The organism is Candidatus Pantoea formicae, from assembly GCF_011752625.1.
Lineage (GTDB): Bacteria > Pseudomonadota > Gammaproteobacteria > Enterobacterales > Enterobacteriaceae > Pantoea > Pantoea formicae.
The window spans coordinates 33,679-53,602 of record NZ_VWXD01000005.1 but is presented as its reverse complement, the minus strand read 5'-3'; the positions used below and the strand labels follow the sequence as shown (position 1 = coordinate 53,602).

Below are 19,924 nucleotides of genomic sequence, written 5' to 3'. Positions count from 1 at the left end.
TTGCCTGCACTGATAGAATTAGCGCGCTTAATTTTTGCCACCAACCGCAATTCGCGTGGGGATTCCGCAGTGACCGACAAAACCTCTCTCAGCTACAAAGACGCCGGTGTTGATATCGATGCTGGTAACGATCTGGTTGACCGTATTAAAGGCGTAGTAAAGAAAACTCGCCGCCCGGAAGTGATGGGTGGACTGGGTGGCTTTGGCGCGCTCTGTGCGCTGCCGCAGAAATACCGCGAGCCTGTGCTGGTCTCCGGAACCGATGGCGTCGGCACCAAGCTGCGTCTGGCGATGGATCTCAAACGTCATGACAGTATCGGCATCGACCTGGTTGCGATGTGTGTCAACGACCTGATTGTGCAAGGCGCTGAGCCGCTGTTCTTCCTCGACTACTACGCGACCGGCAAACTGGATGTGGATACCGCTTCAGCAGTGATCACCGGCATCGCCGAAGGTTGCTTGCAGTCAGGTTGTGCACTGGTGGGCGGCGAAACCGCTGAGATGCCAGGCATGTACCACGGTGAAGACTACGACGTGGCCGGTTTCTGCGTCGGCGTGGTAGAAAAATCAGAAATTATTGACGGTTCGAAAGTGCAAGACGGCGACGTGCTGATCGCACTGGGCTCAAGCGGCCCCCATTCGAACGGTTATTCGCTGGTGCGTAAGATTCTGGAAGTTAGCCAGACTGACCCAGAAACCAAACAGCTGGATGGCAAACCACTGGCCGATCACCTGCTGGCACCAACCCGTATCTACGTGAAAAACATCCTCAGCCTGATCGAACAGGTAGATGTGCACGCGATTTCTCACCTGACCGGTGGCGGCTTCTGGGAAAACATCCCACGTGTGCTGCCAGACAATACTCAGGCCGTGATTGACGAGAAAAGCTGGCAGTGGCCGTCTGTGTTCAGCTGGTTGCAGCAGGCTGGCAACGTCAGCCGTCACGAAATGTACCGTACCTTTAACTGCGGCGTGGGCATGATCATCGCGCTGAGCCCGGCCGATGCCGATAAAGCGGTACAGCTGATGACCGACGCTGGCGAACAAGCGTGGAAAATCGGTGTGATTAAAGCCTCTGACTCCGAAGAGCGAGTGGTTATTAATCCATGAAAAAACTGGTTGTACTGATCTCCGGTAACGGAAGTAATCTTCAGTCCATCCTTGACGCCTGCGCAAGCGGGCGTATCAACGGCAGCGTCGCTGCCGTTTTCAGTAATAAAGCCTCAGCGTTTGGTTTGACCCGTGCTCAGGAAGCCAGCGTACCGGGTCATAGCCTTGCCGCCAGTGATTTTGCCGACCGTGATGCGTTTGATCGTCAGCTAATGCAGGAAATCGACGCCTATGCACCGGACTTGGTGGTGCTGGCCGGTTATATGCGCATTCTTAGCCAAGCCTTCGTCGCGCACTACCACGATCGTCTGGTGAATATCCATCCGTCGCTGTTGCCAAAATACCCCGGACTGCACACCCACCGTCAGGCACTTGAAAATGGCGATGAAGAGCACGGTACATCGGTGCACTTTGTCACTGATGAACTGGATGGTGGACCGGTGATTCTTCAGGCACGTGTGCCGGTATTTGCTGAAGATGATGAAGAAGAGATCACGGCACGCGTGCAGCATCAGGAGCATGCGATCTATCCGCTGGTGATCAGTTGGTTTGTCGATGGACGTTTGCAGATGCGTGAAGGCAAAGCCTGGCTCGATGGGCAAGCCCTGCCGCCTGCCGGTTACGCGCACGATTAACCACAAGCATGTATCTAGTGTAACGGCGCGATTTATCGCGCTGTTTTTTTATCTGCACGCAAAAATGATGCCGCTATAAATCGCAACATTAGCCAAACCTACCGGTAATGTAATCCTCGGTTTTTCGCGCTCTCGGCGAAGTAAATATCCGATCGGTTTCGTCGAACTCCACCAATTGGCCGTTATGCATAAATGCCGTGTAATCGGACACGCGCGCCGCCTGCTGCATATTATGTGTGACTAACACCAGCGTAAAATGCTGCTTCAGCGTGGTCATCAGCTCTTCGATCACCAGCGTCGAGATCGGATCCAGTGCCGAGGTCGGCTCATCCAACAACAGCACTTCCGGTTCGATGGCAATCGCACGCGCAATCACTAAGCGCTGCTGCTGGCCGCTGGAGAGCGTCAGCGCATTTTGTGCCAGCTGATCTTTCACTTCACTCCACAACGCTGCGGCGCGCAATGCACGCTCGCAGGCTTCATTCAGCACGCGGCGGTCGCGCACACCTTGCAGACGCAGGCCATACACCACGTTCTCGTAAATGGATTTCGGGAATGGATTGGGGCGCTGAAACACCATGCCAATACGGCGGCGCAGCGCGGGCAAATCCTGATTCGCCTGCATCACCGCATGCTGATCGAGCAGGATTTCCCCCTCAATACGGCAGCGATCAATCACATCATTCATGCGATTAAAGCAGCGCAGCAGCGTTGATTTCCCACAACCAGAGGGGCCGATCAGCGCGGTAATGCGATTTTTAGGGATCTGCAAATCAATATTGTTCAGCGCCTGGCGCTCGCCGTACCACAACGAAAGCTGGTTAACGGTCATTGCGATGTCGTAATCGGGCGTCATCTATAAACCTTTTAATGCGTCATAAGCCGGTAACGCTCACGCAGGCGATGACGTAACGCCATGGCCAGCAAATTAAGCGACAGGATAATCACCACCAGCAGCAAGGCGGTGGCGTAAACCAGCGGTCGGTCAGCGTCAATATTGGGACTCTGGAAAGCCAAATCGTAAATCTGAAAGCCGAGGTGCATAAATTTGCGGTCCAGATGCAGGTACGGGAACACCGCATCGACCGGCAGCTCGGGGGCCATCTTCACCACACCCACCAGCATCAGCGGTGCGGTTTCACCCGCCGCGCGCGCTACCGCCAAAATCAGACCGGTCAGCATCGCTGGCACCGCCAGCGGTAATACCACACGCCACAGCGTTTCCGCTTGGGTCGCGCCGAGTGCCAAAGACCCCTGACGCAGATTATCGGGAATGCGTGACAAGCCCTCTTCCGTCGCCACAATTACCACCGGCAGCGTAAGCAACGCCAGCGTCAATGCCGCCCAGAGTAAACCCGGCGTGCCAAAGGTAGGATTAGGCAGCGAGCGTGAGAAAAATAGCTGGTCGAGCGTGCCGCCAATCAGCCAGACAAAGAAGCCTAATCCAAACACGCCATACACAATCGAGGGCACGCCCGCGAGGTTCACCACCGCAATACGCACTAATCGCGTTAATGCATTACGCCCCGCGTATTCATGCAGCCAAACAGCGGCTATCACGCCCAGCGGCATGACGATGACCGACATCAGCAGCACCATCAACACCGTACCAAATATCGCCGGGAAGGCACCGCTCTCGCCGCCACCTGATATTGGCGAGTCGCTAACGAATTGCCAAATCTGACTGAAAAAGTGGCGAATTTTCTGACCCAATGACATCGCATTGGGGTACCAGGCATCGACCACCTGCGCCAACGGTATAATGTGATCCTGGCCCTGCACATCGCGCAGCACCAAGGTATCGCGCTGGCTCTCATGTTGTAGATGCGTCAATTGCTGCGCCAGCATGCTAAAGCTGCGCTGCAACGCCACACTGTTGGCATCAAACTCCGATTGTTCCTGCAGGGTGAAAGTGCCGCGACGCTGCTGCTCATCGGCTTGCTGCTGCAAGCTTTCCAGCTGGGCGTTGAGGCGAGCCATTTTCACGCGACGAATATGGCTCGCTTGGCGCAACGTCTCGTGTACCTGCACCAGACGTTGATGCAACAGCCCATCACGGTCGCGAGCGGTCAGCACTTCGTTATCTTCCCTCAGTTCGATGAGCCAGCCGTAAGCGTTGCCTCCGCTGCGACGCTGCAACACGATCGCATCAGCGGGGCGACGAGTTTTCGCTGCCCCCTGGCTGTAGAGCACGCGAAAATCCGGTGCCGCAAAGTCACGGTTGCCGGTTTTCACCACATAGCGCCACTGCTCACCCTGTGGCTGCTTTTGCAACGTTTCGCCCAGCACCATCAATGCGGCCCCTTCCGGCGGCTGGAACAGATATTGATCAACCGGCTGCGGCCAGAAGGCGCGCACGCCCTGCCAACCCAATAAGCCGATGAGTAATGTGAAGGCCAGCAGGCACACCGCCACCGCACCGGCCGTCAGCCAGCGCCAGCGGTCATTTTGACGCATCGCTTTCATCCCTGGCCCTCATGCTGGCTGTAACGCTGGCGTAGGCGCTGACGAATCAGCTCCGCTACGGTGTTAATCACCAGGGTAAACATCAGTAATAACAGTGCACTCAGGAACAGAATGCGGTAATGCGCGCTGCCCGCTGCCGCTTCCGGCATTTCAATCGCGATATTTGCCGAGAGCGCGCGTAACCCGGCAAACAGCCCGCCTTCGCTGACGGGCGTGTTACCTGTGGCCATCAGCACGATCATGGTTTCACCCACGGCCCGACCAAAACCAATCATTAATGCTGCAAATATCCCGGCTGAGGCGCCTGGCAGCACGACGCGCGTCAGGGTTTGCCACGGTGTGGCGCCCAAAGCCAGCGAACCTTGCCCAAGCGCACCAGGCACGCTGAACAGCGCATCCTCTGACAGGGTAAAAATCAAGGGGACCAGGGCAAAGCCCATCGCTAATGCCGCCACCAGCAGATTTCGCTGCTCATAATGTGCCAGGTGCTCACCAATGTTGGGCCACAGCTGCGTCGGCAGCCACAATGTCAGCAACGTCACGGCCAGCAATACCGGCAACAGCAGAATCACTTCAAATCCCGGACGGCGCCAGCTAAGCGGCAAATAAGGGCTGAGCACCCCACACAATAACAGCGTGACCGCGAGCACCAGGGGTAACAGCAACACCCCGACCAGCGCGGTGCTGATATGCGGGGCCAGCCATACGCCGGCAATCAGCCCAATCACCACACTTGGTAGTGCGCCCATCATTTCAATGCCCGGTTTAACCCAGCGCCGTAATCCCGGCGACATAAACCATGCGGTATACATGGCGGCAGCCAATGCCAGCGGCGTGGCAAACAGCAGCGCCAGTGCGGCAGCTTTCAAAGTGCCAACCACCATCGGGATTAAGCTGAATTTAGCCTGATAGCTGTCGCCCGCAGCCGTGGATTGCCAGACATAATCGGGCTGCGGATAGTTCTCGTACCAGATTTTCTGCCACAGGTTGCGCCAGGTAAAATCGGGCCAAGGATTATCCAGCGCAAACTGCTGCCACTGCCCTTCACGTTCAACAATCAGTGCATCACCGCGCGGTGAAAATGCCAGGGCCTGGATACCCGGCGCCAGTTGGCGCGTGAGAATCGGTCCCTGCTGTTTACTGGCAAACAGCTTGATCTCTCCAGCGGCATTGAAAGTGGCGAACACGCGGCGCTGCGGTTCAGGCACGATGCTTAGCGCATCTTCGCTGTTGGCGAAGGTATGAATTCGTTGCAGACGAGGTCCTTTATCTCCTGCAATTGCAAACCACTGCTGTACGCCCTGCGCATCCTGAATCAGCAGCGTGCGCCCGCCCGTCAGGATATGCAGACTTTGCGGCCGTTGATTGAGCGTCTGGGTTTCACGCAGTTGCACGCCTTCGGCGGTGATTTGCCACACGCGCAGCAGACGGCCTTCGCTGGCATACAGCAGAGAACCATCAGGCGACAGCAGTAAATGTTCAGCTTGCTGCTGCGGGAGTAAAGTCTGATTAACGGTTTGCTGATTTTCCAGCGTCATCACACTGATGCCCGCCGACGTTTGTGCGGCAATGCGCCATTGATGGTCGCTCAGGGAGGCCAGCGCCATCTGCGTGACCGCCCCTTGTTTCAAGCTCAATGGACGGTCGCCAAACGGGAAGTACCACTCTCCATGATTTCCATGGATCAGCGGTTGCATCAGCAGCAGTCGACCCTGCATATTAAGTAACACGCTGCTGCTGTTACTGCTGTAAACCGCTGCATCCGGTTTGCCGGGCAATGGCAACGCCTGCGCCGCAGGCTGTCCATTGAGCGGAATAAAGCGCGCTTCATCGCGACTGATACGCCAGCCAAGATGGCCGTCCGTGCCCATCGCCAGCACAGGGGCTTTATCCCAAAGTTGCAGATTAGTGGTAGCTTGCATGCCGGGCGCGCTGAAAAGCGGCAACACAACCCAAATGAGCCAGAAGAAAAGCAGCAGCATCAGCAGCAAAATTCCCACGCCACAGGCCGTTACCACGCGACGAACAAACTGATCGGTGGCGCGGCGACGACGGTCGCTGAAATTGACAGGAATTCGATTTATGCTCATGCAGGCCAGGTTACAGGTGAAAACACGTCGCTATGTTGCCCGTAGCTGATTGATAAGACAACCTTTGGCGTTGGACAAGCTTGCCATACTCTCGCCATAATGGTGGCGGACACTGAGCGGTAACGCATTTTTGCGATTTTCCCGCCGGACAATCCGTCCAGCAACAGCATCACGGAGTCAGAATGGGTCAGGAAAAGCTGTATATAGAAAAAGAATTAAGCTGGTTGAGCTTTAACGAACGTGTTTTACAGGAAGCGGCGGACAAAAGTAACCCGCTAATTGAGCGCATGCGCTTCCTGGGAATCTATTCCAACAATCTTGAAGAGTTCTATAAAGTGCGCTTCGCCGATCTGAAACGTCGCATTCTGATCGGTGAGGAACAGGGCACACCGACGTCTTTACGTCATCTGTTGAAAAAAATTCAGCTGCGGGTACAGAAATCGGATCAGGAGTTCGATGCACTGTACAACGACCTGCTACTGGAAATGGCGCGTAATCAGATCTTCCTGATTAACGAGCGTCAGCTGTCGCCGAATCAGCAAGAGTGGCTGCGTTATTACTTCAAACATCAATTACGCCAGCACGTCACGCCGATTCTGATTAACCACGACACCGATCTGATCGAATTCCTTAAAGACGACTACACCTATCTGGCGGTAGAAATTATTCGCGGCGATGATATTCGCTATGCACTGCTGGAGATCCCTTCAGACAAAGTGCCGCGCTTTATCAATCTGCCAGCTGAATCGCCACGTCGTCGCAAGCCAATGATCTTGCTCGATAACATTCTTCGCTACTGCCTTGATGAAATCTTCAAAGGCTTCTTCGATTACGATGCGCTGAATGCCTATTCGATGAAGATGACGCGCGATGCCGAGTACGATCTGGTGACAGAGATGGAGTCAAGCCTGCTGGAGTTGATGTCATCCAGCCTCAAGCAGCGTCTTAACGCAGAACCGGTGCGCTTTGTGTATCAGCGCGATATGCCGGATGCGATGGTAGAGATGCTGCGCCATAAGCTGTCGATTTCCAACTACGACTCCATCGTTCCGGGCGGCCGCTACCATAACTTTAAAGACTTTATCGGCTTCCCGAATGTTGGTAAGGCCAACCTGGAAAACCGCCCGCTGCCGCAAATTCGCCACATCGGCTTTGATGGTTTCCGCAACGGCTTCGACGCGATTCGTAATCGCGATGTGCTGCTCTATTACCCGTACCACACCTTTGAGCACGTACTGGAACTGCTGCGTCAGGCGTCCTTCGACCCGAGCGTGCTGGCAATTAAGATCAACATTTATCGCGTTGCCAAAAACTCGCGCATCATGGATGCGATGATTCACGCGGCCTACAACGGCAAGAAAGTCACCGTGGTGGTTGAACTGCAGGCACGCTTTGACGAAGAAGCCAACATTCGCTGGGCTAAACGCCTGACCGAAGCCGGCGTGCACGTCATCTTCTCTGCACCGGGCCTGAAAATTCACGCCAAGCTGTTCCTGATTTCACGCCTTGAGGGCGAAGAAATTGTGCGTTATGCCCATATCGGCACCGGTAACTTCAATGAAAAAACCGCGCGCATTTATACTGACTATTCGTTGCTGACCGCCGATGCACGCATCACCAATGAAGTGCGCCGCGTGTTTAACTTTATTGAAAACCCGTATCGCCCGGTGTCGTTCGAGCATCTGCTGGTGTCACCACAAAACTCGCGCGATATGCTGTACAAGTTAATTGATGCCGAAATCGCCAATGCGCAGCAGAAGAAACCCGCTGGCATCACGTTGAAAATCAATAACCTGGTCGATAATGGTTTGGTTGATCGGCTGTATGCCGCTTCATCCGCCGGGGTGAAGATTAACCTGCTAGTGCGTGGCATGTGTTCTCTGATCCCTGATTTACCGGGCATCAGTGAAAATATTCGCATTACGAGCATCGTTGACCGTTATCTTGAGCATGACCGCGTCTATATTTTTGAGAGCGGCGGCGAGAAGAAAGTGTACCTCTCTTCCGCAGACTGGATGACGCGCAACATTGACCACCGTATTGAAGTGGCGGTTGCGATCCTCGATCCGCGTGTGAAGCAGCGCATACTGGATATCATCACCATTCTGTTGAGTGATACGGTGAAAGCCCGCATCGTGGACAAAGAACTGAGTAACCGTTATGTTTCGCGCGGCAATCGCAAGAAGGTGCGGTCGCAGCTGGCCATTTACGATTACATCAAGAAACTGGAACAACCCGAATAACGCCTATGCCAATTTCCCATAAAAGTACGCCTAAGCCGCAAGAGTTTGCGGCCATCGACCTCGGATCTAACAGCTTCCACATGGTGATAGCCCGTGTGGTGGATGGCGCGATGCAAGTGTTGGGGCGTCTGAAACAGCGCGTACATCTGGCCGATGGATTGGATGCGCAAAATCGCCTGAGTGACGAGGCAATGGAGCGCGGCTTAAGCTGCCTCGCTCTGTTTGCTGAACGTCTGCAGGGATTCAGCGCGGCGAACGTCACCATTGTGGGCACGCACACCTTGCGTATCGCCACCAATGCGGAAGAGTTTTTGCAGCGTGCAGCCGAAGTGATTCCTTATCCGATTGAGGTCATTTCCGGTAATGAAGAAGCTCGTCTGATTTTCATGGGCGTGGAGCATACGCAGCCGGAGAAAGGCCGTAAGCTGGTGATCGACATTGGCGGCGGTTCCACGGAACTGGTGATTGGTGAAGATTTTGAACCGCAGCTGGTGGAAAGCCGCCGCATGGGTTGCGTCAGTTTTGCCAACCTCTATTTCCCGAAAGGGGAGATCTCACCAGAGCACTTCCGCCGTGCACGTTTGTCTGCGGCGCAGAAGCTGGAAACCATGGCCTGGCAGTATCGTCTGCATGGTTGGCAGTATGCCTTGGGCGCTTCGGGTTCAATCAAAGCCGCCTGCGAAGTGCTGCTGGCGATGGGCGAGAAAGAGAAGCTCATCACCCCAGACACGCTGGAAATGCTGGTGACTGAGGTGTTGAAGCATAAATCCTTCAACGCCCTGAGTTTGCCTGGCTTGTCGGAAGAGCGTAAAGCGGTGTTTGTGCCGGGTCTGGCGATTCTATGCGGTGTGTTTGATGCCCTGGCGATTCGCGAATTGCGTCTGTCGGACGGCGCGCTGCGCGAGGGTGTGCTGTACGAGATGGAGGGACGTTTCCGCCATCAGGATATTCGTAGCCGTACCGCCCAGAGCCTGGCAAACCATTATGCTATTGATAGTGACCAGTCACGTCGTGTGCTGGAAACCACTGAACAGCTCTATTTGCAGTGGCTGGATCAAAACCCGAAACAAGCCAATCCACAGCTTTCTGCCCTGCTGAAATGGGCCGCGCTGCTGCATGAAGTGGGTCTGACCATCAATCATAGCGGTATGCAGCGCCATTCTGCTTACATCCTGCAGAACTCGAACATGCCGGGCTTTAACCAGGATCAACAGATGCTGCTGGCAACGCTGGTACGCTACCATCGTAAAGCGGTGAAGCAGGATGAAATGCCACGTTTCACCTTGTTCAAAAAGAAACAGTTTTTGCCGATGATGTTCCTGCTGCGTTTGGCTACGCTGCTGAATAATCAGCGCCAGGCGACCACCAAACCGGATTCACTGAAGCTGACCACCGATGATGGCAACTGGACGCTGAAGTTTCCTACCGGCTATCTGAGCCAGAACACGCTGGTGCAGTTGGATCTGGAACGCGAACAGGCCTACTGGAATGATGTCACCGGCTGGAAACTGACGCTGGAAGAGGAGTAACGCGGGCTGCCAGCCCGCTGTATCGCTATGACAATTCGTCCTGACAATTTTTATGCCGAAAAATACGGTCTGACGCCGACCCACTCCGAAGTGTTGGCCGCGCTGCCTAAACTGGAAGTGGGTAAGGCATTGGATCTCGGTTGCGGCCAAGGGCGTAACAGCCTGTTCCTCAACCAACATGGCTTTGACGTCACCGGCTGGGACAGCAATCCCCAGAGCCTGGAGCGCCTGAATAGCATTATCCAGGAAGAGAATCTGCAGAATATTCGCACAGAACTGTGCGACCTCAACCAGGTTCGTTTTAATGGCGGCTACCAGTTCGTGCTTTCGACCGTGGTGATGATGTTCCTGCAACCCGAAACCATCCCGCAACTGATAGCCGACATGCAGGCCAGCACAGTGAAGTATGGCTATAACCTGATTGTGGCGGCAATGAGCACGGATGATTATCCGAACTCACAAGGCTTCCCGTTTACCTTCCAATCCGGCGAGTTAAGCCACTACTACCGCAACTGGCATATCGTAAAATACAACGAGGATGTCGGCGAACTGCACCGCCGCGACGAAAACGGTAACCGCATCAAGTACCGCTTCGCCACGCTTCTTGCGCAAAAAGCCAGCTACTGATGAAAGGCCGCGACACTCGGCCTTATCTGATATTGATCAATGTAGCTTTAACCCTTACTGCTCATTTTTCACACAGCGATTGACCTAAAGATCTAACTGTGACTAAATGTTGCTACCGCCCGATAGGGCATTTACAGGAACCTCCCCGCGTGAACAGCGCCATACCTGCACGAAGACGTCCCAAAACCGGCACCATGACTCGCATTATTTTGCTGATCAGTTTCTTTATTTTGGTTGGCCGTCTGATTTTCATCATTCCTGGTGCCATCGAGCATCATCAGCAAAAGAAAGCCTTACCTGAGCCGGTGACAACGCTGAGCACAAGCGATCCGCGCTAAAGCATTTGCGGGTTTTCGTTGCTCCTTCACATTGCCTTTTATGACAATGCTGCTTAATACGCCCTGATTACCCGCAACGCGCTACACTTTGACCTGACTTTACAGACACAAGGGACGCGTTATGTCTGCTCCGTATGCACAACAATTATCAGAAACCCGCCAGCGAATTCTTAACCTGCTCCTTAGCGAGGACGACCTCGTTGATGTTCTGCTGGATAAGTCGGTTGATCTCAATGCGGCTGAACTGCGTGAGATCAGCGGTTGGCGGCAGCAACTGGAAGATGAACTTGAACATCTGCATGCTGCTGACTTAGCCGATATCCTCGAATCACTCCCTGAACAAGAACGTCTGGCTTTATGGCGTTTAGTGCCCTGCGAACAGCGTGGTCGCGTGCTGGTTGAAGCATCCGAAACCGTTTGGGCGAGTCTGACCGAAGGTATGACTGATCGCGAGATTCTGCGCGCCATTGAGCCGCTGGACATCGACGATCAGGTATATCTGGCGCGCTATCTGCCGCGCGACTTAATCGGACGACTGCTCACCACATTAGAACCGAACCTGCGTGCCCGACTGCTGGAGGTGATCGAGCTCGATCGCGACCGTGTCGGCCAGGTGATGGATTTCAACATCCTGACGGTGCGATCTGACGTTACGCTCGCCACCGTGCAGCGTTTTCTGCGCAAGCGCAAAAGCATGCCGGATGGCACCGACAAGATTTTCATCACCAATGAAGAGAATCAGCTGCTGGGTGAGTTATCACTCACTGACATTTTGTTGAATAAGCCGAAAACGCTGGTTGCTGACGTGATGAATGCGCGACCTACCACCTTCCAGCTGAATGACAAAGCGGAAGAAGCAGCCAGTGCCTTTGAGCGATATAACCTGATCTCTGCCGCCGTTATTGATGCGAAAGGTAAGTTGATTGGCCGTATCACGGTGGAAGACGTGATTGACCTGGTCAACGAAGAGAATGAAAGCAACATCCGTAAGATGGGCGGTATCAGCCAGGGCGAGGACGTGTTCGCGCCGGTGCGCAAAGCGGTGGGTAAACGCTGGGCGTGGCTCGCCATCAATCTGTGTACCGCATTTATCGCTTCTCGCGTGATCGGTCTGTTTGAAGAGACCATTTCTCAACTGGTGGCGCTGGCGGCGTTGATGCCCATTGTCGCCGGGATTGGCGGTAATACCGGCAATCAAACCATCACCATGATTGTGCGTGCGTTGGCGCTGCATCAGGTGGAACCCGGTAACTTCTCCTTTCTGGTGGTACGTGAACTCGGCGTTGCCCTGATTAACGGGCTGTTCTGGGGCGGAATCATGGGCAGCATCACCTGGTTGATGTACGACAATATGCAACTAGGTGGCGTAATGATGCTGGCGATGGTGCTCAATTTGCTGCTGGCGGCGCTAATGGGTGTATTGATTCCATTGATCATGACCAAGATGAAACGCGACCCGGCAGTAGGCTCCAGCGTGCTGATCACCGCTATCACCGACACCGGCGGTTTCTTTATTTTCCTCGGTCTGGCGACGCTGTTTTTATTGCACCATTAAATCAAAGACAGTTTGCGTAACGTTGCAGCGCTTTCTGCAAATTGAGCTGTAACGTTGCGCGCGCCAGTTCGCTGATGCCCGGGGTTAAGCGGGATGAGCCGCGTTGATTTAACCATTCGACCACATCGATAAGGTGCCACAACGCGGTTTTACCATCATGAATCGGACGTGGAAACTGCGGGCTGTGAGTGAGCATTAACTTCCGCATATTCTGACGTGACACGCCAATCAACTCAGCAATATCCGTAAGGCCGACCAGATCGGGGGCGGCTTCAATCAGTTCAGCATCGGGTAAAGCCTGAGTGACTTCGGCTAAGGCATCGCGAATCGCATGCTGTGCACTCTCCGCTTCCCGGCAGTACATCAGACTCAATTTGCCTGCTACGCCATTGCCCACTAGCGCATCAGTGCAACCGGCAGCGCCGAGTCGCTCCAGGGCTTCGTCATCAGAAACGGCCTCACTCAACTGAAAACGCAACGTGAATTCAAATTCCATTTTTATTCCTTATCGTTTAACCCTTGAACAGTTGTCTACGACACGCTTTAACATTCTTGCGTGATTTTCAGGGCTCTTTGGCGTACTCCAGATGCAGGTAATGCAGTAATCACCGCACCGACACTCTGCTGAATTTTCCGGACAATACATTTTTCCCCACGCATGATGCCCGCCTTGCACAATTTTCCATCCCTGCACTTCGGCATAACGCAGAACACTTTCAATCTCTTTGTGCGGGTGTCGCTTCCTTTCTGACATTGCCTGCCACCCTATCCCCTGAACATTCAGTTGTCAACTGACAACCAAATTGATTATGTAGATGCTATATCAACAAAAATTCACGGCACTAAAAACGAGAACGGTCTTGTGTTGGCATTTTGATTTTATTGTTGGAAACCAGCGCACAAATTCGAGCGCAGCTGAGTCCAAGCGCATATACACTTAGCGCTAACACTGACCTGATGGAGAAAAAGCATGTTTAAAATTGATGATATCGTGCAGTCGAAAACCGGTGGTCCGAAGATGCAGGTAACGCGAGTGGAAGGTGAATTGCTGTGGTGCGCGCGCATCGATGATCACATCAAGCGCGAAATTGAAGTCAGAGCGGATAGCGTAACTTTGTATCACGAAGAAGGTGATTTCGGCGTTTGCTGATTCTCCCGTTGCTTATGAATCGCGCCGCTACCGGCCAGTGCACCCTGCCATAGCGGCGTAATTTATTGCGTAATGCTTGTACTTAAGTGCGTTTCGGTCGCCATGAATGTCGCCCCTACATTGCTCGGTGGGATTAATAACGCCCTTCCATTGTTCGGTGAGGTTGATGACCCCCTTACATTGCTAGGTGCGGTTTTCGTAGGGTGCTCATTCATGCGTACCAGGCTGAATAGGCACTCATTGGCTTAAGTGGGTGGCATTACGCACTTTATTGCGCGACCTGAATGCAGGCAATCACGGATTATCTTTCTGCAAATTATCTTGCCCAATCCCGCCAATAAACGGCAAACGCAGCTTTAACGGCGTAAAGTCGAGCCCGAGATTTAACCCCAACACATTCACTTCCAGCCCCTCTTCCGCGCCCACCGTCACCCCCAATACGCCCAGCAGTGAAACCTGCACACCGCGCCCTGAAGGGGGTAAGCCAATCGGATGCAGCAACGATCGGTAATCTTTGCCAATTGCGTTAGCCGGCAAATCGAGCTTTAACGCAGGAACTTCACGCCCAATATGTGCCATAAAAGTGTTGCTGTTGGGGCCTGGCCACGCGTGATAGGTATTCGGCCACGGATAGGATTTTATCGCCGCTTCGATTTGCGGAATCATCGCTTCGGCCTCTTTGCCGCGATGCTCCACCAGCAAGTGCGGCTTCGCACCGTACCAGTAGCCATCAGGTAGATTGGAATTGCGTCGTACCTTATCGCCGCTGCCCCAGCTGATCACTTCGTAGCGGTTGTACTGGGTTTCCCCTGCACGCTTAAAAATGATCCACGGATGTACGGCGACTGCTCCCTTCCAGCCATACGTGGGCGCGGCATAGACCTGCACGATAGCCAGATTGGCATATTGATGCGGGTCCGGCGCTAACCCGGCCGAATCCCGTCGCGCCGTCGCCCAACCGCCACGCTCACTGGTTAACTCACCGGTGCGCGTGGCCTGCGCCAGACTGGCTGCCAGCGAGAGCAACACAATACAGAGGAAAGAGAGGAGAAAGGCTTTCAGTGGCAGCATTTACGGCATCCTGATGAGTAACAATTCATCAGCCATCATGCATTGATAGAGAGAGTTTGTATTCACTAACTATGCTTCGCATGGTCTTCATACTTTTTTTCGCTTAAAATATTTATATAATATACATTACCCATTTAGATCAGGAACCCCAGCAGCAACTTTTATCTCTTCAATAGAATTATAAACATTTTTTTGAAGTTGCTTAAATCCTTCTATTTCTGAAATATCAGCCATACCATGTCTTATACAAGACGCAGCAACACTCTCGATGAACTGAAAAGAAACTATTCTGGTCATCATAATTGAATAACTACAAGCTTCAACAGCAACCTTATACCTAATTTCATCTGGTAGTTGAATGGAAATCATAAACATGATTGTATCTTCCGCCGTCATATGGCTAGAACCACTTAGTCGATGATAAATTGAATAGTAGTCTGCTTCCTTATTTAACGCTTCAAAACGCTTAAATAATGAATTTGTCCACAATGTATTATATTGCTCTGGTGTAACATCAAATTTCTCCCTGACCTTTTCAACATATTCTTCATATAGTCGGAGAGCATTTACTCTTTCATTAATCAACGCTTCGACTTGTGCTTGGTATCTTTTACCTACAATATCTTTTTTCCATTCATCTAATTTTCGCCTATGTTCAACCACCCATTTAGACATGAACGCTGCAATGGTTTTCTCATCCCCACACAATGCCATGTACATTAAATTTATTGAACTTTCAAATACCACCCTGGCAATCGCTTCTGCGCTTGTATATGACTTTGTTGCAATACATAAAAGCATGCCTTCAATTTGCTCGTATACTCGACCAATCATATTTATACTTACAAAGTTTGAAAATGATTTTTCTTCTGTATCACATTCTAGATTAGAAATGAATGCATAAGCCTTGTCATTAGCCTCTTTGCAAGCTAATAAAGATTCTTTTATATCAGATAAGTCCAACTTATCAGAGAGGCCCTTTTCACTCCTAAATTCATTTAACATGTCTATATTAATTCTCCTCTATTACGATATTAAAAACCCCGCAATCATGCGGGTTTTAGTGTACTATATCTAGCTCAATCTCATCCCCACTCAATCATCAACAGGAAAATAAAAAATCAATGAAAAAATGAGTTAATACAAGAAAAAATCCAATCACCATGAAAAATACCATACCTAGTAAATTAAAGAAGTCGAATTAACCTCTATCGCGGCAAACGCTAGCGATAGCTGCCTCTCCAAGGTGGACAACTCATCCGTGCTACCATCCTGAACACCCTCTGCCAGCAGCTCTGCCGCATAAGATGCATTGGCCTGAAAAAGCTTGACCATTGCCTCATCGTGACTACGGTTTTTCATCAATCCCCCATAGTTCACAAATGCCCTAAGCCTTAAGAATAGCCTGCTCAGGCCACTAAAAATCCGTATGTTCCTGGCAGTACCGCTTGTCAGAACTGACAGAAACCGGCCAGAAGCAGTCATTGCTACTCGTCCGACTCATCAGTCTCACCGAACAAGAATTTCCCTATGTGCCAAATCGCTCGCCCAACGTTGTGAATAAGTTGCTCTCCTTGCCTCAATGGCGAGCCTTCTTCATCGACGCCCGCGAGCTTGATCGCGTCTGTTATCTTTGAGCCTGTAGGGTGTGCATCTCCCACTCGCATATCATAAGCACCGGCAATCTCAGCAAATACTCTCTTGGCTTTATCGTCTCCAATTTTTTCAGCCAAAATACTTTGTAGTAACTTGTTTGAGCCGAGCTTGGCTTTCTCTTGGTGTGTAGAAAGCTTACGTAGCTCGGTTACGTTGAGCCTGTCCGAGAATACGCGAATGATGTCCTTGGCTAGTCTGAGTAGGGTCTCTCTGTCTTTGCTTGCAAACCTAGATATTTGCTGCCCTACTTCGGAGTCATCAATATCATGGGTGAACAGCGATATTTCGTATTTATGCCTGAAGCCGTCTTCCAAAAGCCTCATGCTTCCAAAAAACATTTCTTCAACCGCATATGTCGATGCCGGTTTAGCCCTCACCTGCGCGTCCAGCAGCTCACTTGAAACCTTTCCTTCAGGAGCTACATTATGGCCTGCCCAAACATGCTGCTCCCATGGGGCGAGTCGTGCGATGTCATAAGCATATACGGTGATAAGATCTGAACTGTTTATCCCGAAATGCGTTTTATATCCTGATGTGGAATCAATACCCCCAGTTTCAGCCGTGTACCACGCCAACTTGAATCCTCGACTATTGAGAAGCTCATTCACGACGCTGATCCGAAACCATAGCCAGCGGCCTATGTCCTCGTTATCAAGCTCTGCTGATCTCATTCGCGTTCCATCGGTTTCGACGATGAATTGCGGGAGGTTCGGATCTTCATCTCCACGAACGCGTAGGCTTTTTGATTGGTGGTCTATCCATTCCTCACGCCAAAACTCCCCCTCTACCCGTACACCTTTATAGCCTCCACGATGCCCCTTTGAACTTTCATAGTCAGTGTTCGAGTCATTCTCAGGGCCCATCACAGGGGCATCTTCACCCTCATCTACGTCCGTTCGCCAAGCTCGAAACATCGCCCAGCTTCCCCCAAAGACGTCATCAAGCTTGCGAATGATTAAGGTGAATTTACCGTTATCTCTTTCCTCATGGTGAGGCTGCAAATTTGAATATACGCTGTCCTCGAATACGGGGACGTTTTCTACCCTCTGTCGGTAGTATGAAAGGCGGAGCGACAGATTTCTGGCCGCTAGATAGTCGAGTAAGAATTCTCTTTTTATTTCTATCTGACGATACTCGCCATCTTCACTAACTATTTCGCGAGCTACCACAATGAAATTTTCTTCAGGTCTGACCCAGTTGCTCCCTTCTTTGACCAAGTGCAGCGCAACTACCAAATCAGGGCTCAGTATCCATTTTCTACCACCAACAACAGGTTGTGGGTGTTCATAAACTAGATTGACACCTATTGGCTCTTTATCGTTGTACTGATATTGGTCAATGGAAGCATAATATCCATCTTCGTATGCATAAGGCGCGACTGTGTGTCCAATACCTATGTTGCTCCATCCAAGACGTTCCTCAACTAGCTGGCGATGCTCTGGCGGGAATGCAACAGAGCCACAACCGAAATATTCACTGACATAGCCTACTTCTTTTAGATCCCCTTTCTTGATCTCAACTGACGCTCTCAAAGGAACCCACGCCGCGTTAGAAAATACCCTGCGGGTTTCCTTGGTCTGTAGAATCCACTCTTCACTCATGGTCGAATTTCCTTTATTCATGACAGCATGCTGGGATTAAGCAATGGCCTTCGCTTGATGGTCTCCTGCCTACAGTGGATCGCGTAGTTGTAGCGGGATGAAATCGAGCCTGCAGGCGTGATGGCTACATAGAGGTCGTCACGGTCGTTCACTTTGTAGAGCATGTCTTTCGGCTTGATGTTACGCAGCATGATATCGGTCAGCATGGTCAGGTTTCCTTTAGAAAACACCATGGCCCCCTCATCGCACCAAACCAATAAAAATATTATGAATTAAAATATTAATTTAAATAGATACCATGCCTATCTGGTTAGGAGCGACATGGTTTCGAGTACCGAAAATGGCATTAAAGTCAGATCGTACCATCTACCATGCCATAAAAATGGGGGGCTTGGCGATGCGAAAGCTTGCCAGATAGTGCGGGGTCGAAAACGCAAAAAGCCAGCAATTACTCGCGCTTCCGGGTGTTTCTTGCCACTCGTTGCCGGTCTATCCCAGACGCGGGGTCACTCCCACTCAGTCATCAATAAGCTAAAAAATAATTTATAAAATAATCAAATGAAAAAACAGATGCATACTACACCATGAAAATTACCATGTGCAGCGCCGTTCACGCAGTACATCAGTAGATTAGCCGAACAAGCTTGAAAGACCGGAAAAAGGATGGGCATCAGACCGTGGACACGTTCCAAAGCCGCCCCCGGCTGCCGCGCCCATGTCGCGCCCATGTCGCGCTGATGCCACGTTTCGCCATTGTAGCCATGCCACCGAACAAAAAAACGCCCCCAAAGGAAGTCAGCCTCTCGGCGCAGATGCTAAAGTAAAGGCATCGGATCCACTCCCGCAACTGGCCCAAAAGCCGTGTGCAGCGCAGAACAGACGTGCCGGGTTTCATATATGGTTTGCGCCTGTGTTTTGCAAAGTGTATCGATGCCAAATCCAGACTGCCAGCCACTTTAAGGAGGAAACCGTAAGCGAACATCCCGCATAGTCCGTATTATCCCACAGGTCTTGCTGGATAAATAACGTTAACCATTCACTCCTTCCATTTACAAAGGAACAGCCTGATGACACATAGCGCACTAAACACTTTGATTCAACAAGGCGCGGGTGAAAACGCAATTCAAACACTCATTAAGGCAAATCTGAACCTCTTAGGTGAAGCGTGTACACCATCGTCGATCTCGGGTGAGTACATCGCGTTTTCAGAATATCCAATAATCACTGGAAAAACCGACTTTGTCGTCTTTACAGATCGTTCGAGAATGGTGGTTGTAATAATCGAAGTAAAGGGTGCCGATTTTAATTTCCTCAATGCCGATGGCTCAGTAAATGCCAATATTAACGAAGCAGCCAGGCAGGTTAGGGAACGTTATCGCACCATCGAGAACAACTACGAGCTATTCCGCAGGGGGTTTCATGATATTCGTCGCGATGTCGAATCTGGAAAAACTATCTACAACTCATACCTCGGGCCGAATAAATTTCTCCATGTCGATCCAGACAAGGAGATTTGGCTTAAGGGCATGGTAATTGGCGGAAGAACAACAGATGAATATTTGGTGAGCAAAGAGCGGCATTCCTTAGAGAAGGAGTCCCTAAGAATCTCATTCGACACATGGGACAGTTGGAGCAAGAACAACGGAAATTACGGCGGCATTCTAAGACTCCATAATGTTTAAAACAACGTGCACACTGCTCCCTTCGGCCGTTGGGCGCTGCTTGATAAAGCCGTGCAGTGTCAACAGCAGTCGAAGTTTGACCCACCTTTGTAAAATAACAGCCGTTGTAATTTGACCCACCTGATCACCCAGGGTTAGGTTCAGTTATCAGCGCTGCATCCCCGGCGCACG

At 51.6% G+C, this 19,924-nt stretch carries 17 protein-coding genes and 1 pseudogene; 9 read left to right on the top strand and 9 right to left on the bottom strand.

The window, feature by feature from the left end:
• Positions 1–69 precede the first annotated feature (69 nt).
• Both purM and purN read left to right on the top strand, forming a co-directional pair.
• Positions 70–1,110 carry a phosphoribosylformylglycinamidine cyclo-ligase gene (purM, locus tag F3J38_RS15975; RefSeq protein WP_034825969.1) on the top strand — a complete coding sequence of 347 codons (1,041 nt, stop codon included), beginning with the start codon at positions 70–72 and terminating at the stop codon, positions 1,108–1,110.
• Positions 1,107–1,745, top strand: coding sequence for a phosphoribosylglycinamide formyltransferase (gene purN / locus F3J38_RS15970; RefSeq protein ID WP_167140029.1), 639 nt, complete (start codon positions 1,107–1,109; stop codon positions 1,743–1,745). Before purM ends, purN begins: the two co-directional genes overlap by 4 nt.
• An 88-nt stretch (positions 1,746–1,833) precedes the next feature.
• Here the strand turns inward: purN and pstB are convergent, their stop codons facing one another.
• Genes pstB through F3J38_RS15955 form a run of 3 tightly spaced genes read right to left on the bottom strand, consistent with a single transcriptional unit; the run spans position 1,834 to position 6,301 of the window.
• Positions 1,834–2,601 (bottom strand): phosphate ABC transporter ATP-binding protein PstB, encoded by a 768-nt coding sequence (gene pstB, locus F3J38_RS15965; protein WP_167140027.1) that lies wholly within the window; start codon positions 2,599–2,601, stop codon positions 1,834–1,836.
• Between the two features lie 11 nt (positions 2,602–2,612).
• Complete coding sequence (pstA, locus tag F3J38_RS15960; RefSeq protein WP_167140025.1) at positions 2,613–4,211, bottom strand: phosphate ABC transporter permease PstA; 1,599 nt, start codon at positions 4,209–4,211, stop codon at positions 2,613–2,615.
• Positions 4,208–6,301, bottom strand: coding sequence for an ABC transporter permease subunit (locus tag F3J38_RS15955; RefSeq protein ID WP_167140023.1), 2,094 nt, complete (start codon positions 6,299–6,301; stop codon positions 4,208–4,210). The genes pstA and F3J38_RS15955 overlap by 4 nt, the downstream gene beginning before the upstream one ends.
• 182 nt (positions 6,302–6,483) lie before the next feature.
• Between F3J38_RS15955 and ppk1 the strand changes: the two genes are divergently transcribed.
• The 5 genes from ppk1 (at position 6,484) to mgtE (ending at position 12,593) form a co-directional block, all read left to right on the top strand.
• Complete coding sequence (gene ppk1 / locus F3J38_RS15950; protein WP_167140021.1) at positions 6,484–8,544, top strand: polyphosphate kinase 1; 2,061 nt, start codon at positions 6,484–6,486, stop codon at positions 8,542–8,544.
• A gap of 5 nt (positions 8,545–8,549) precedes the next feature.
• Complete coding sequence (ppx, locus tag F3J38_RS15945; RefSeq protein WP_167140019.1) at positions 8,550–10,073, top strand: exopolyphosphatase; 1,524 nt, start codon at positions 8,550–8,552, stop codon at positions 10,071–10,073.
• A 27-nt stretch (positions 10,074–10,100) separates the two neighbouring features.
• Positions 10,101–10,700, top strand: coding sequence for a tellurite resistance methyltransferase TehB (tehB, locus tag F3J38_RS15940; RefSeq protein ID WP_167140017.1), 600 nt, complete (start codon positions 10,101–10,103; stop codon positions 10,698–10,700).
• 149 nt (positions 10,701–10,849) lie between these two features.
• Complete coding sequence (locus F3J38_RS15935) at positions 10,850–11,038, top strand: YfgG family protein (RefSeq protein ID WP_167140015.1); 189 nt, start codon at positions 10,850–10,852, stop codon at positions 11,036–11,038.
• Positions 11,039–11,159: 121 nt separating this feature from the next.
• A complete protein-coding gene (gene mgtE / locus F3J38_RS15930) occupies positions 11,160–12,593 on the top strand; it encodes a magnesium transporter (RefSeq protein ID WP_167140013.1) in 1,434 nt (477 codons plus the stop codon).
• Position 12,594: 1 nt separating this feature from the next.
• On the opposite strand, the gene F3J38_RS15925 is transcribed toward mgtE, so the two are convergent.
• Positions 12,595–13,089, bottom strand: a complete 495-nt coding sequence (locus tag F3J38_RS15925; RefSeq protein ID WP_167140011.1) for a helix-turn-helix transcriptional regulator — start codon at positions 13,087–13,089, stop codon at positions 12,595–12,597.
• Between the two features lie 474 nt (positions 13,090–13,563).
• Here F3J38_RS15925 and F3J38_RS15920 point away from each other — a divergent pair, with 474 nt between their 5' ends.
• Positions 13,564–13,743, top strand: coding sequence for a GDFGVC terminal motif YodC-like protein (locus tag F3J38_RS15920; RefSeq protein WP_084936162.1), 180 nt, complete (start codon positions 13,564–13,566; stop codon positions 13,741–13,743).
• Positions 13,744–14,037: 294 nt separating this feature from the next.
• Here the strand turns inward: F3J38_RS15920 and F3J38_RS15915 are convergent, their stop codons facing one another.
• From F3J38_RS15915 to F3J38_RS15895, 5 genes and pseudogenes are all read right to left on the bottom strand, one after another.
• Positions 14,038–14,814: a DUF3750 domain-containing protein gene (locus tag F3J38_RS15915; RefSeq protein WP_167140010.1), complete on the bottom strand. Its 777-nt coding sequence runs from the start codon at positions 14,812–14,814 to the stop codon at positions 14,038–14,040.
• 126 nt (positions 14,815–14,940) lie between these two features.
• Positions 14,941–15,819 carry a DUF5677 domain-containing protein gene (locus F3J38_RS15910; protein WP_167140008.1) on the bottom strand — a complete coding sequence of 293 codons (879 nt, stop codon included), beginning with the start codon at positions 15,817–15,819 and terminating at the stop codon, positions 14,941–14,943.
• 174 nt (positions 15,820–15,993) lie between these two features.
• Positions 15,994–16,176 (bottom strand): hypothetical protein, encoded by a 183-nt coding sequence (locus F3J38_RS15905; protein WP_167140006.1) that lies wholly within the window; start codon positions 16,174–16,176, stop codon positions 15,994–15,996.
• A gap of 125 nt (positions 16,177–16,301) precedes the next feature.
• Complete coding sequence (locus tag F3J38_RS15900) at positions 16,302–18,071, bottom strand: hypothetical protein (protein ID WP_167140004.1); 1,770 nt, start codon at positions 18,069–18,071, stop codon at positions 16,302–16,304.
• 56 nt (positions 18,072–18,127) lie between these two features.
• Positions 18,128–18,277: pseudogene (locus F3J38_RS15895) on the bottom strand (tyrosine-type recombinase/integrase); the annotation flags it as partial.
• An 861-nt stretch (positions 18,278–19,138) separates the two neighbouring features.
• Here F3J38_RS15895 and F3J38_RS15890 point away from each other — a divergent pair.
• Positions 19,139–19,753: a Shedu anti-phage system protein SduA domain-containing protein gene (locus F3J38_RS15890; protein ID WP_167140002.1), complete on the top strand. Its 615-nt coding sequence runs from the start codon at positions 19,139–19,141 to the stop codon at positions 19,751–19,753.
• Positions 19,754–19,924: the final 171 nt, after the last annotated feature.